This is a genomic window from Robertmurraya sp. GLU-23, assembly GCF_052983275.1.
Window position 1 is genome coordinate 333,821 of record NZ_JBRKCV010000002.1, and the last position, 13,592, is coordinate 347,412.

13 protein-coding genes are annotated in these 13,592 nt (G+C 38.4%); all 13 read left to right on the plus strand.

The genetic code is table 11. The annotated features are described in order from the left end of the window. Window positions 1-82 precede the first annotated feature (82 nt). The 13 genes from yfmF (at window position 83) to ACVBAX_RS06065 (ending at window position 13,340) form a co-directional block, all read left to right on the plus strand. Window positions 83-1,360: an EF-P 5-aminopentanol modification-associated protein YfmF gene (gene yfmF / locus ACVBAX_RS06005; protein WP_447116241.1), complete on the plus strand. Its 1,278-nt coding sequence runs from the start codon at window positions 83-85 to the stop codon at window positions 1,358-1,360. Continuing rightward, on the plus strand, window positions 1,360-2,649 hold the full coding sequence (gene yfmH / locus ACVBAX_RS06010) for an EF-P 5-aminopentanol modification-associated protein YfmH (RefSeq protein WP_447116242.1): 1,290 nt from the start codon (window positions 1,360-1,362) through the stop codon (window positions 2,647-2,649). The genes yfmF and yfmH overlap by 1 nt, the downstream gene beginning before the upstream one ends. A gap of 53 nt (window positions 2,650-2,702) precedes the next feature. After that, window positions 2,703-3,425, plus strand: coding sequence for an elongation factor P 5-aminopentanone reductase (gene ymfI, locus ACVBAX_RS06015; protein ID WP_447116243.1), 723 nt, complete (start codon window positions 2,703-2,705; stop codon window positions 3,423-3,425). Window positions 3,426-3,512: 87 nt separating this feature from the next. Next, on the plus strand, window positions 3,513-3,770 hold the full coding sequence (locus tag ACVBAX_RS06020; protein WP_430773966.1) for a DUF3243 domain-containing protein: 258 nt from the start codon (window positions 3,513-3,515) through the stop codon (window positions 3,768-3,770). A gap of 201 nt (window positions 3,771-3,971) precedes the next feature. Further along, a complete protein-coding gene (locus ACVBAX_RS06025; RefSeq protein ID WP_119710531.1) occupies window positions 3,972-4,760 on the plus strand; it encodes a DUF3388 domain-containing protein in 789 nt (262 codons plus the stop codon). Window positions 4,761-4,833: 73 nt separating this feature from the next. Then, window positions 4,834-5,754, plus strand: a complete 921-nt coding sequence (locus tag ACVBAX_RS06030) for a RodZ domain-containing protein (RefSeq protein ID WP_447116244.1) — start codon at window positions 4,834-4,836, stop codon at window positions 5,752-5,754. Between the two features lie 118 nt (window positions 5,755-5,872). Next, window positions 5,873-6,451 carry a CDP-diacylglycerol--glycerol-3-phosphate 3-phosphatidyltransferase gene (gene pgsA / locus ACVBAX_RS06035; RefSeq protein ID WP_160545539.1) on the plus strand — a complete coding sequence of 193 codons (579 nt, stop codon included), beginning with the start codon at window positions 5,873-5,875 and terminating at the stop codon, window positions 6,449-6,451. A 23-nt stretch (window positions 6,452-6,474) separates the two neighbouring features. Beyond that, entirely contained in the window at window positions 6,475-7,713 is a 1,239-nt protein-coding gene (locus ACVBAX_RS06040) for a competence/damage-inducible protein A (RefSeq protein WP_447116245.1), read from the plus strand. 272 nt (window positions 7,714-7,985) lie between these two features. After that, window positions 7,986-9,035 (plus strand): recombinase RecA, encoded by a 1,050-nt coding sequence (gene recA, locus ACVBAX_RS06045; RefSeq protein ID WP_430773969.1) that lies wholly within the window; start codon window positions 7,986-7,988, stop codon window positions 9,033-9,035. Window positions 9,036-9,376: 341 nt separating this feature from the next. Beyond that, window positions 9,377-10,939, plus strand: a complete 1,563-nt coding sequence (rny, locus tag ACVBAX_RS06050; protein ID WP_119707609.1) for a ribonuclease Y — start codon at window positions 9,377-9,379, stop codon at window positions 10,937-10,939. Between the two features lie 83 nt (window positions 10,940-11,022). Next, window positions 11,023-11,820 (plus strand): TIGR00282 family metallophosphoesterase, encoded by a 798-nt coding sequence (locus tag ACVBAX_RS06055; protein ID WP_447116491.1) that lies wholly within the window; start codon window positions 11,023-11,025, stop codon window positions 11,818-11,820. A gap of 231 nt (window positions 11,821-12,051) precedes the next feature. Then, window positions 12,052-12,312, plus strand: a complete 261-nt coding sequence (gene spoVS, locus ACVBAX_RS06060) for a stage V sporulation protein SpoVS (protein ID WP_029281188.1) — start codon at window positions 12,052-12,054, stop codon at window positions 12,310-12,312. Between the two features lie 101 nt (window positions 12,313-12,413). Continuing rightward, complete coding sequence (locus ACVBAX_RS06065; RefSeq protein WP_447116246.1) at window positions 12,414-13,340, plus strand: dipeptidase; 927 nt, start codon at window positions 12,414-12,416, stop codon at window positions 13,338-13,340. Window positions 13,341-13,592 lie beyond the last annotated feature (252 nt).

Here is a 13,592-nt window from a genome sequence, read left to right on the forward strand (position 1 = left end):
GGGTATAGTATATCTAAATACATTGCGTATCACAAGATGGGAAAGCTATTTACGAGCACATGATGTAAAGGAGGATGGAAATATGGCAGTGGTTTCCGAAACGATTAAAGAAATGAGCGGTATCAAATTACATATGGTGAAAACAGATAAGTTCAAGACAAATACCATTATTTTTAAGATGAAGGCACCTTTACAAAAAGAGAACGTAACGAAACGTGCATTACTACCTAATGTACTTCAAAGTAATTCGAAGAAATTTCCTACTACTGGACAGCTTCGAGGGTATTTAGATGAATTGTATGGAGCGACTTTTTATATTGATTTAGGAAAAAAAGGTGAATATCATACAATTAGTTTTGCGATGGAAGTAGCGAATGAGCGCTTCCTTTCTGATCCAACTCCACTTTTAAAAACGGCAATTGATTTTCTTGTAGAAGTTTTAACCAATCCAAATGTAGTAGACGGTGAATTTCATAAGGAAACTTTGGAGAAGGAAAAACGCAGCTTAAAGCAAAGAATTCAATCCATCTATGATGATAAAATGAAGTATTCCAACAATAGGTTAATTGAAGAAATGTGTAAGGAGGAACCCTACTCTCTGCATGTTCACGGAAAAGAATCTGAAGTGGATTCTATTAGCGGTAAAGATCTTTATGATTATTACAAAAAAGCATTAGCTGAAGATGAGCTTAGTTTATATATTATCGGTGATATAGAAGAACAAGAAGTAGAACAAATGGTGAATGAAAAATTCACCTTTTCATCAAGAACTCCCCAAGCTGTCGCGAAAAAACAACCCGCGCAGGTAGAGGGAAATGTCATTAAGGAAGAACAAGATGTTAAGCAAGGGAAATTAAATATCGGGTATCGAACCAATGTAACATATGGAGATCCAGATTACTTTGCCCTTCAAGTATTTAATGGTGTGTACGGCGGGTTTTCGCATTCCAAGTTATTTATTAATGTTCGTGAAAAAGCGAGTCTTGCTTACTATGCTGCTAGTAGGGTAGAAAGTCATAAAGGGTTACTGATGGTAATGTCCGGAATTGATAATAGCAACTTTGAAAAAGCAGTCACAATTATTAAAGAACAAATGCAAGCCATGAAAAATGGTGATTTTTCAGATGACGATTTGATTCAAACAAAGGCAGTGATTAAAAATCAACTACTTGAAACGCTAGATACAGCACGTGGTATTGTTGAAATACTTTATCATAATGTAGTGGCAGGACAACAAATTAAGCTAGACGAATGGTTACAGAGAATCGAGACGGTGACGAAGGAAGAGGTCGTAAAGGTTGCAAATAAAATCCAACTCGATACGATTTATTTCTTAACGGGAACGGGGGCGACGAAGTAATGGAAAAGATCTCATTTGACCAGCTTCAAGAGGAACTTTACCACGAGAAGCTAGAAAATGGTTTAGAGGTATACATTCTTCCGAAAAAAGGGTTTAACAAAACCTATGCGACTTTTACAACCAAATATGGTTCCATTGATAACCATTTTGTACCTGCAGGGAAAAAAGAGCTTGTAAAGGTTCCAGATGGGATTGCCCATTTTTTAGAGCACAAGCTTTTTGAAAAAGAAGATGGCGACGTGTTCCAGCAATTTAGTCGTCAAGGAGCTTCTGCGAATGCATTTACATCTTTTACAAGAACAGCCTATCTTTTTTCTAGTACGTCAGACGTGGAGAAAAATCTAGAAACATTAATCGATTTTGTCCAGTATCCTTATTTCTCTGAAAAAACGGTTGAAAAAGAAAAAGGTATTATTGGTCAAGAAATTGATATGTATGATGATAACCCAGACTGGCGCTTATATTTTGGAGCGATTCAAAACCTATTTGAAAACCACCCAGTGAAGATTGACATCGCTGGGACAAAAGAATCAATAGCTGAAATCACAAAGGATATGTTGTATGAGTGCTATCATACCTTCTATCACCCAAGCAATATGCTGTTGTTTATCGTTGGTCCTGTTCAGGTTGAGGAAATCATGCAGCAGATTAAAGATAATCAAGCGAAGAAGACGTTCCCTTCACAAGTAGAAATTGAACGTAAATTTGATAGTGAAAAGGAAGATGTATCCGAAAAGAAATTAGTCCTGCCTATGAATGTGCATTCTTCTAAGTGCTTAGTTAGTATAAAAGCTACTAACACGGAAAAACAAGGCGAGGAAATGCTTAAACAGGAACTAACAACAAATGTTTTGTTGGAATTATTGTTTGGAAGAAGTAGTGAAAATTATGATAAGCTGTACAGCAGTGGACTTATTGATGAATCCTTCTCTTTTGATTATACGCAAGAGGAAGGGTTTGGATTTGCCATGATCGGCGGGGACACAAATAATCCAGATCAACTAGCAACTGAAATACAAAGAATGTTAGAAGAAGAAAAAAGTTCAAGTAAAATCACGGTAGAGAGCTTAGAGCGTACAAAGAAGAAAAAAATTGGTTCGTTTCTTCGAGCTGTTAATTCACCAGAGTACATTGCCAATCAATTTACACGATATGCATTTAACGATATGAATTTGTTTGACGTTGTACCTGTATTAGAAGCAATTAAAATTGAGGATATACACCAAGTAGCTGATAACTTAATTTCCGAAAATCGAATGGCCATTTGCCAAGTAGTGCCAAAAAGCTAATTAAAGTGAGGCGTCGTTAATCGGCGCCTTTTTGTTGAAGTGAGGAGAAGCTAGTGAAAAAATATGCGTTAATTACTGGAGCAAGCGGGGGGATCGGCTCATGCATAGCCAAGAGGCTTGCAAAGGATGGGTTTTCTTTATATCTACATTATCATAAGAATATAGAAGGAATGGAACGTTTACTACGTGAACTGTCTGTTTTTGAAAATGATTACATTCCGATACAAGCGGATTTGACTAAAAAAAATGGGATTGAAAAGCTTTGCGAAAATATCTTTGCTTTAAATGCCATCATTCATAATTGTGGTCAAAGTCATTATGGGTTGTTGGTGGACTTGAAGGATGACGACCTTGAGCAAATGATGAAACTTCAAGTTATGGCTCCGATTTTATTGACCAAGCGTTTGCTTCCGAAGTTGATGGCTGATCGCAATGGACAAATTGTCGTGATTTCCTCCATCTGGGGGCAGACGGGTGCTGCCTGTGAAGTAGCATATTCTGCTGCAAAAGGCGCACAAATCGCGTTTGTAAAAGCTTTAAGTAAAGAAGTTGCATTAAGTGGAATTACAGTTAACGCGGTCGCACCTGGTGCCATTCAAACGCCGATGTTAGAAAATTTCACTGCTGACGACTTGCAGATGCTTAAGGATGAAATTCCAATTGGAAGACTAGGTTCGGGTGAGGATGTGGCTGACTCAGTATCCTTTCTTCTCTCTTCTGGTTCTAGGTATATCACAGGTCATACACTTGCAGTTAATGGTGGATGGTATACATAATTCACGAAACGTTCACGTTATCTAAATGAATAATTCCCTCCTTTTCAAAGCAAAATAAGTTCGTAGTAAAAAAAAGGAGGTTATACAATGTCTGTACTTGATAATTGGGAGCAATGGAAAGACTTTTTAGGTGATCGCCTGCATCAAGCTCAAAATGAAGGGATGAACAAACAAGTAATTGGTGATCTTGCTTACCAAATCGGAGACTATTTAGCCAAACAAATAGATCCAAAAAACGAACAAGAGCGCATTTTATCTGACCTTTGGTCTGTTGCTACACCTGAAGAACAGCATGCCATTGCTAATATGATGGTGAAACTGGTTCAAAATGACGGATCACGCTAAAAGGTTGCTTAAATAGGTAAATCAAAAAGAGAGGCAAACATCCTCTCTTTTTTTTCATATCATACAAATATTTCTCCAAATTACGACTTGTTCTTGTTTTTCCTTTCATCTTAATAGAAAATCATATATGATAGAAGATGATTAATTTACACCATAAATGGTCAAATATGGCGCTTCCCTCGGAGGTATTCTATGGAAAAGATGAACAAAACAGAATGGTATTTGGAGTATGAAATTCAGAAAAATCGTCCTGGATTGCTAGGGGATATTTCCTCATTATTAGGGATGCTCTCCATAAATATTGTAACCATTAATGGGGTGGATGAAGGAAGACGCGGATTGCTCATTCTAGCACAGGATTATGAACAAATTGAGCGACTTGAATCTATTTTAAAAACAATGGATACGATTAAGATAATCAAGCTTAGAGAGCCAAAGCTAAGAGACCGATTAGCTGTGAGGCACGGTAGATACATACAGAGAGATGCTGATGACAAAAAGACCTTTCGATTTGTACGAGATGAACTCGGTCTTTTAGTAGATTTTATGGCAGAGTTATTTAAGCAGGAAGGTCATAAACTCATCGGAATACGTGGAATGCCGCGTGTTGGAAAGACAGAATCTATTGTTGCTTCAAGCGTCTGTGCGAACAAAAGATGGCTGTTTGTTTCCTCTACACTTTTAAAGCAAACCATTCGTAATCAACTCATTGAGGACGAATATAACGAGAACAATCTATTCATTATTGATGGCATCGTTTCTACAAGAAGAGCAAACGAACGACATTGGCAATTAGTTCGAGAAATTATGCGACTACCAGCTGTAAAAGTTGTTGAGCATCCGGATGTATTTGTCCAAAATACAGAGTACACACTCGATGACTTTGATTATATTATCGAACTTAGAAACGATCCAGAAGAGGAAATTAAGTATGATATTGTAAGAAATACGATGTTTTCAGATTCTGATTTTGGGGGATTTGATTTTTAAAAAGTGCCGTTTTCGTTTATACATAAAAATCACTTACGAAAACGCCTTTAATAGCATTGGAAGGTGTTAGAAGTTGACAGAACTAAGTAACAAACTAAGAGAAGCTCGGCTTTCACTCGGCTTGAGCTTGGATGATTTACAGACAACAACTAAAATTCAAAAACGGTATTTGCAAGCATTAGAAGAGGGGAACTATAGTATTATCCCTGGTCCATTTTATGTTCGTGCTTTTATTAAGCAATATGCAGAGGCAGTCCAGCTCGATCCAGAAGAGATATTTGCTGAATATAAGTCTGATATCCCATCTACCCATGGTGAAGATTTTCCAGAAAAGCTTTCAAGGGTGCAAACTAGGAAGGATGTTGCACCTGGAAATTCGAAGATATTTGCGGTTCTACCAAGGTTGCTGATTGGTGTTTTCGTTATCGGTGCGGTGGCTCTAGCCTACTTTTTAGTAGTTAATATTAAAGAAAATGGTGAGTCGGCAGAAGAGCCAGCAACAACTGATAGTGAGCAAATACAGTACGAAGATAATTTATCTGAGAAGGAAGCAGAAGAGGAAAATGAATCGGAAGCCTCTGAAAATGATGAAAATCAAACATCTGGTGCCAATGGAGTAACTGAGGAAGAAACGACGGAAGAGGAAACCTCTCCTACACAAGAAGTTACAGTTACTGAATCAAAAGGGAAAGAAACAGTATATGAATTAAAGAATGCTGAAAAATTTGAAGTAAAGCTTGTGTCTACCGGTGAAACCTGGGTGAATATGCTAAATGGAAAAGGACATTCTTTTTGGCAAGGGATCTTAAAAACAGGTGCTGAGGATAATAAAGTAATTGATTATTCAAAAGAGCAAGAAGCTGTTCTGGTAATTGGGAATTCTACAGCCACTGAAATATATGTGAATGATCAAAAGCTAGAGTATGCTACATCTCCGGATGATCAAGTTAGACAAGATATCACAATTCGTTATGTACCAACAGTGAACGAATAGTCATCGTATGGTGACTATTTTTTCGCTTTCTTTTCTATTTTGTTGTATGCTTGTTTTATTGAAAGAAGAAAGTAATAATAAGGAATTGGCTTTATAGGTTAAAATGGAGGTCTTTAAAATGAATTTACCTAATAAAATTACAGTCTCACGAATTTTATTAATTCCACTATTTTTAGTAATTGTATATGATCCTTTTCATTGGGGGGATATGCAGTTCATTGGCGCGGAGCTTCCGGTTGCTCACTTTATTGCCGCTTTAATCTTTATTTTTGCATCTGCTACCGATTGGGTTGATGGCTATTATGCCAGAAAATATAATCTTGTAACCAATCTTGGGAAGTTTCTTGATCCATTAGCAGATAAGTTGCTCGTGTCAGCAGCATTAATTGTTCTAGTTGAATTTGGACTTGCTGCTTCGTGGTTAGTTATCATCATTATTTGCCGAGAGTTTGCTGTAACGGGTCTTCGAGCTATCCTAGCTGGAGGAGGAGAGGTAGTTGCCGCAAATATGCTTGGTAAAATTAAGACTTGGACACAAATCGTTGCCATTTCAGCGTTGTTATTACATAACACGATTTTTGAGCTTGTTTCCCTTCCATTTGCTGACATTGCTTTATGGGTTGCAACGTTCTTCACGATTTGGTCTGGTTGGGATTACTTTGCGAAAAATAAGCAGGTATTTATTAATTCTAAATAAACAGAGGCTAGGTGATTGTTTTCATGAATGCTGAAATCATTGCAGTTGGCTCAGAGCTACTGCTTGGCCAAATTGTAAATACAAACGCTCGTTTCATTTCCAAACAACTAGCTAGCATTGGAACCAACGTGTTTTATCATACGGTAGTTGGTGATAATCCGACCCGTTTACAGCAAGCGATTGCTGTTGCAGAAGGCCGATCAAACTTAGTTATTTTTACTGGTGGTTTGGGACCGACAAAGGATGATTTGACAAAAGAAACAATTGCCAAACACCTTGGTAAGGAGTTGGAGTTTGATCAAGCTGCTCTTGATTCTATCTCTCAATACTTTGAACGTACAAACCGTGTTATGACAGAGAATAATAAGAAGCAAGCATTGGTCCTATCTGACTCTACTGTTTTGCCAAATGATAACGGGATGGCCCCTGGTATGCTTTTAACTACTGAAACTCACCGTTATATGCTTTTACCAGGCCCACCTAAAGAAATGGAACCAATGTTTCTAAATTATGCGCTGCCACTATTACAAAAGGAGCCAGACGCTTCTGAGACGATCGTATCACGAGTGTTGCGTTTCTTTGGGATAGGAGAGGCTGCATTAGAAACTAAAATAGAGGATTTGATTGATGCACAAACGAATCCTACGATTGCGCCACTTGCTAGCGATGGAGAAGTCACACTGCGTCTCACGGCTAAGCACCAACAAACCGACGTTGCAAATGAGCTCATCAATGAAATGGAAGAGAGGATCCGAACACGTGTTGGTGAATTCTTTTACGGATATGATGAAACCTCGTTAATGAATGAGTTATTTACACTGCTTCAAAAGAACGATTTAACGATTGCCTGTGCAGAGAGCTTAACCGGAGGGATGTTTCAGCAGGAGCTGACAGCTATTCCAGGTTCTAGTGCGGTAGTAAAAGGCGGAGTCGTCTGTTATACGAATGAGGTTAAGGAAAAGGTCCTTGGTGTTAAACAGGAAACGCTCGAAAAGTATGGAGCAGTTAGTGAAGAATGTGCAAGGGAGTTAGCTGAAAATGTGGCTTCCTTACTTAATGCTGATATTGGAATAAGCTTTACTGGTGTGGCAGGCCCAGGTGTTGTTGAGGAAAAACCGGTAGGAACGGTGTATATTGGAATTTCGAAAAAAGGATCTCCAGTAATAGTTGAAAAATTTGCTTTTGCAGGAACAAGAGAAGGAAATCGAGTGAGAAGTGTGAAGTATGGCTGTTTCTCACTAATCAATAGCTTGAAAGATTAACAGAGCAAATCATTTTGCTCTGTTTTTTTCTCTTTACCAAATTAAGAATTTGATTTAAAATGAGATTTTTCAGTTTTGAACATAGGCGAAAAAACAATTTTGCTAGGGAGAAAATAGAATTATACAACTATATTTGGTAGTAAAAAAAAACGAATGAATGTTCGATTTTTTGCTCGACAAACAGAATTAAAACGAGTATAGTAAAGATAGTGAAATGAACATGCAACGAATAATAGATAGATATATTCGTTTTAAATAAGGAGGAAATAGTAGTGGCAAATGATCGTCAAGCAGCCCTTGAAATGGCATTAAAACAAATAGAAAAGCAATTTGGTAAAGGCTCTATCATGAAGTTAGGAGAGCAAACAGATCGACAAATTTCCACTTCTAAAAGTGGCTCACTAGCACTTGATACAGCATTGGGAATAGGTGGATATCCAAAGGGTCGTATCATAGAAATCTATGGTCCTGAAAGCTCGGGTAAAACAACGGTTGCCCTTCATGCAATCGCTGAGGTACAAGCTGCAGGTGGACAAGCAGCATTTATTGATGCTGAGCATGCGCTCGACCCTGATTATGCACAGAAGCTTGGTGTGAATATTGATGAATTACTATTGTCACAGCCTGACACTGGTGAACAAGCCCTTGAAATTGCTGAAGCATTGGTACGAAGTGGAGCAGTTGATATTTTAGTCATCGACTCAGTAGCTGCCCTTGTTCCAAAGGCAGAGATTGAAGGAGAAATGGGAGACTCTCACGTTGGTCTACAAGCTCGTCTAATGTCACAAGCTCTTCGTAAGCTTTCTGGTGCGATCAATAAGTCTAAAACAATTGCTATCTTTATTAACCAGATTCGTGAAAAGGTCGGAGTTATGTTTGGTAACCCTGAGACAACTCCTGGTGGACGTGCGCTTAAATTCTATTCATCTGTTCGTTTAGAGGTTCGCCGTGCAGAAACGTTAAAGCAAGGCAATGATATGGTTGGTAACAAAACGAAAATTAAAGTCGTAAAGAATAAAGTAGCTCCTCCATTCCGTACGGCAGAAGTAGATATTATGTATGGAGAAGGAATTTCGAAAGAGGGAGAAGCTCTTGATATGGGATCGGAACTTGATATCGTACAAAAGAGTGGATCTTGGTATTCTTATAATGATGAGCGTCTTGGTCAAGGGCGTGAGAATGCGAAGCTGTTCTTGAAGGAAAATAAAGAGTTATTAGTTGAAATCCAAAATAAGATCCGTGAACACTATGGTTTAGACGGTGTGAAGACTCTTCCGGAAGATTCTGAAGAAGATCAAGAAGAATTTAACCTAGTTGATTAATACAGACTTTACAGCAGACTATTTGGTCTGCTGTTTTTTATAGCATAAGTCCGCAAAGATGGTACGAAAATTGAAAAGTAAACTCGATATATGAAAGCTTAACCAACAGTGGATTTGACAAAGTTCACCATTATCTACCAATATAAACGAAATATTACAACCAAGCCGGACAAACCCTTGACAATAAAAATTCACACATTTACAATTAATATGTATATTTTATGTTTTTTAATGATGAATGAAGACGTGTAAAAGCCTTTGTGCTGTATATTGACAAAACAATGTACATGCCGACATTTTAGAAAACGTAACACAAGTTAATAGCAAGAGGAGGTGAAATGATGGATCTTTTTACAATGATCATCTCCATTTTGCTTGCTTTACCCGTCGGTGCAGTTGTTGGCTATTTTGTTCGTAAATCTTTTTCTGAAGCAAAAATTGCTGGAGCTAGAGGTGCTGCAGAGCAAATTCTAGAAGATGCAAAACGTGAAGCAGAAGCTTTAAAAAAGGAGTCGCTGCTTGAGGCAAAGGATGAGATTCATAAGCTTCGTACAGAAGCAGAACGTGAAGTTCGTGATCGAAGAAGCGAGCTGCAAAAGCAGGAAAATCGCTTACTTCAAAAAGAGGAAAATCTTGATCGAAAAGACGAATCGTTAGACAAACGTGAAGCACTTTTAGAGAAGAGGGACGATTCTCTTAACAAAAAACAACAGCATATTGAAGAGATGGAAAGCAAAGTGGACGAGATCGTAAAAATGCAACAGGCAGAGCTTGAACGCATCTCGGGCTTAACTCGTGATGAGGCGAAATCCATCATTTTAGAGCGTATGGAACAGGAGTTATCCCATGACATCGCTTTAATGATAAAAGAGAGTGAAAATAGAGCAAAAGAGGAAGCGGACAAAAAAGCAAAGGAAATTTTGTCATTAGCTATTCAACGTTGTGCGGCTGATCACGTAGCAGAAACGACCGTTTCGGTAGTCACTCTTCCAAATGATGAGATGAAAGGTCGAATCATTGGTCGTGAAGGACGAAACATCCGTACACTTGAAACTCTTACTGGAATTGATCTCATTATTGATGACACTCCAGAAGCAGTTATTTTATCTGGGTTTGATCCGATTCGAAGAGAAACAGCCCGCTTAGCGCTTGAAAAGTTAGTTCAAGATGGTCGTATCCATCCTGCTCGAATCGAAGAAATGGTTGATAAGGCACGCCGTGAAGTGGATGAACATATTCGTGAAATTGGTGAGCAAACAACTTTTGAGGTTGGAGTACATGGATTGCACCCAGATTTAATTAAGATTCTCGGCCGATTGAAATTCCGTACTAGTTATGGTCAAAATGTGTTGAAACACTCTACTGAAGTTTCCCAATTAGCTGGATTGCTAGCTGCGGAACTTGGAGAGGATGAAACACTTGCTCGTCGTGCAGGATTACTACACGATATTGGTAAGGCAATTGACCATGAAGTAGAAGGAAGTCACGTAGAAATCGGTGTCGAACTTGCTACTAAATATAAGGAGCATCCGGTTGTAATTAACTCGATTGCTTCTCACCATGGCGATTCCGAGCCTACATCCGTTATTGCTGTTCTTGTTGCAGCGGCAGATGCGCTATCCGCAGCAAGACCTGGTGCAAGACGTGAGACGCTTGAAAACTATATCCGACGCTTAGAAAAGCTTGAGGAAATATCAGAATCGTATGATGGAGTGGAAAAGTCTTTTGCTATTCAGGCTGGACGTGAAGTTCGTATCCTAGTGAAGCCAGAGCAAATTGACGACTTAGAGGCTCATCGTTTAGCTCGCGATATTCGTAAAAAAATCGAAGAGGAACTTGATTATCCAGGCCATATTAAGGTAACGGTAATTAGGGAAACGAGAGCAGTTGAATACGCAAAATAAAGCGGTGCTTTTGCACCGCTTTTATTTTGTCCCAATACATATGATACAATGGAAAGAAATTACGAAAAAGAAGGGTTTAATTGATGAACATATTATTTGTTGGGGATGTCGTTGGTTCACCAGGAAGAGATATGGTGAAGGAATACGTCCCGAGATTAAAGGAAAAATATCGTCCGCACATTACCATAATTAATGGTGAAAATGCTGCAGGTGGAAAAGGGATAACGGAAAAAATCTATAGAGGTTTTTTAGAGGTTGGTGCGCAAGCCGTTACGTTAGGAAACCATACATGGGATAACCGTGATATTTTCGAATTCATCGATGATGCGAAATATATGGTTAGACCAGCAAACTTTCCTGAAGATAACCCTGGTAGGGGAATTGTGTATTTGAAAATGAATCAAGATGAAATAGCAATCATCAGTCTGCAAGGGCGTACCTTTATGCAACCCAATAATTGTCCGTTTCGAAAAGCGGATGAACTGATCGAAGAAGCTAGTAAACGAACACCAATTATCTTTGTTGATTTCCATGCTGAGGCAACTAGTGAGAAGCTCGCTATGGGTTGGTATTTAGATGGAAGAGTGTCAGCAGTAGTTGGTACACATACACATGTACAAACGGCTGATAATCGAGTGTTGCCGCAAGGAACCGCCTATATTTCGGATGTTGGAATGACTGGTCCTTATGATGGGATATTAGGAATGGACAGAGAAATCGTAATTAGGCGATTCTTATCCAACTTACCAGCACGGTTTGAAGTTCCAGAAACAGATAAAACACAGCTTGGTGCCGTACATATTGAACTGGATAAAAAGTCGGGTAAAGCAAAAAAAATCGATCGAATTCTGATCAATGACGATCATCCATTTTTCTCTTAAACGCTTAGAAAAATAAACATATAGCTAAAGCACCTGCAAAATAGACGCAGGTGTTTTTTTGTATATCTATTACCACAAGTAAATGCATATACAATATTCTTTTAATCTTACTTTTTTGTCCAAGCCGGAATATGTTAAAGCTTTTGCGAATATAGTAGCAATGGAATCATATATACCTGAGTTGTTCAATAACAAGAACATCAGGGGGGATTAAACAAGGAGGAGCTAGGAATGGAAATATTAAAAGTTTCAGCAAAATCTAATCCCAATTCTGTAGCTGGTGCGCTCGCAGGAGTTCTGCGCGAAAGAGGCGCTGCGGAAATTCAGGCCATAGGTGCGGGTGCATTAAATCAAGCGGTAAAGGCAGTAGCCATTGCACGAGGATTTGTAGCACCTAGCGGAGTCGATTTGATTTGTATCCCAGCATTTACAGACATATTAATTGATGGGGAAGAGCGCACGGCAATCAAATTAATCATTGAGCCAAGATGAGGGAGTATCTTTTTCCTGTTTGCATTCTTATTGCAAACAGGTTCTTTTTTTGTCATTATGAGTCTATGCTAAAATAAACGACTAAGGAAGGGATTGGAACCATGAAAATTTTTGATGCGCATTGTGATGTACTATACAAAATGTTTATGAATCCAAAGCTTACAAGCTTTCTAGATCCAAAGGAGCTTCAGGTTACGCTCGCAGGCATGAAGAAAAGCGGTGTAAAAGTACAATGCTTTGCCATCTACGTACCTGAGAATATTCACCCTGATCTTTCCTTCCATGCAGCTTTGCATATGATAGACCTATTCTATGAAAAAATTCTTAAACCATATAAAGAAATTAAGCTGATTACAAGTCAGAGTGATTTAGATAATCTTAAAGATGGAGAATACGGAGCGATTCTTACACTGGAGGGGTGTGATAGTATCGGTTCGGATATATTAAAGCTAAAAACACTGCTTCGTCTCGGAGTTACTTCAGTTGGTTTGACATGGAATTTTGCTAATGCTGTCGCTGATGGGGCGCTTGAAGAACGGGGCGCGGGTCTATCTAGATTCGGAAAAAGAGTTGTATCAACCCTTAACAAAGAGAGGGTATGGTGTGATGTATCACATCTTTCTGAAAGAGGGTTTTGGGATGTGCTGGAGTTAGCAGATTATCCTTTCGCTTCCCACTCTAATGCGTTTTCACTATGTCCGCATCCGAGAAATTTACGGGATGAACAGATTTCGGCATTAATAGAAAGAGAAACAGTCATCGGATTAACCTTTGTTACTCAGTTTCTGTCTGGGAAAACGACAGCATCGATTACTGATGTACTGCGTCATCTTGACTATATTTGCTCTCTAGGAGGAGAGGATTTTATTGGATTTGGTTCTGATTTTGATGGAACTGAACATTGTGTAACAGGGCTTGAACATGTAGAAAATTATAGCAATCTTGTAAATGAACTAGGAAAATATTATTCCAGTATACAGGTTGAGAAGTTTTTGTTCGGAAATATGGCGAAAAGATTTCCGAAATAAAGAAGTGGGAATAAAGCGTTTTCATTTCTATTTAGACTGAGCGGGTTAAAAAAAGACAGATAAAACTATTATTTTCGCAAAAATAAAAAAATATTCATATTTTCGCCATTATTTGGGCGTAAAGGGTTGCTTTTTTTTTCACATAGGTCTAGAATTGAAAGCGTTTAGTACCCTTCCATTTCTCACATTTTTACTCTATGAAAACCAGAGTCAAAATCTTCGTGTTACAATCGGAAAAGTGCTACACTATTG

Bases quoted from the DNA above. Each gene is read 5' to 3' on its own strand.
- yfmF (WP_447116241.1), top strand. From the start codon at position 83: ATGGCAGTGGTTTCCGAAACGATTAAAGAAATGAGCGGTATCAAATTA.
- yfmH (WP_447116242.1), top strand. From the start codon at position 1,360: ATGGAAAAGATCTCATTTGACCAGCTTCAAGAGGAACTTTACCACGAG.
- ACVBAX_RS06020 (WP_430773966.1), top strand. From the start codon at position 3,513: ATGTCTGTACTTGATAATTGGGAGCAATGGAAAGACTTTTTAGGTGAT.
- ACVBAX_RS06025 (WP_119710531.1), top strand. From the start codon at position 3,972: ATGAACAAAACAGAATGGTATTTGGAGTATGAAATTCAGAAAAATCGT.
- pgsA (WP_160545539.1), top strand. From the start codon at position 5,873: ATGAATTTACCTAATAAAATTACAGTCTCACGAATTTTATTAATTCCA.
- ACVBAX_RS06040 (WP_447116245.1), top strand. From the start codon at position 6,475: ATGAATGCTGAAATCATTGCAGTTGGCTCAGAGCTACTGCTTGGCCAA.
- rny (WP_119707609.1), top strand. From the start codon at position 9,377: ATGGATCTTTTTACAATGATCATCTCCATTTTGCTTGCTTTACCCGTC.
- ACVBAX_RS06055 (WP_447116491.1), top strand. From the start codon at position 11,023: ATGAACATATTATTTGTTGGGGATGTCGTTGGTTCACCAGGAAGAGAT.
- spoVS (WP_029281188.1), top strand. From the start codon at position 12,052: ATGGAAATATTAAAAGTTTCAGCAAAATCTAATCCCAATTCTGTAGCT.
- ACVBAX_RS06065 (WP_447116246.1), top strand. From the start codon at position 12,414: ATGAAAATTTTTGATGCGCATTGTGATGTACTATACAAAATGTTTATG.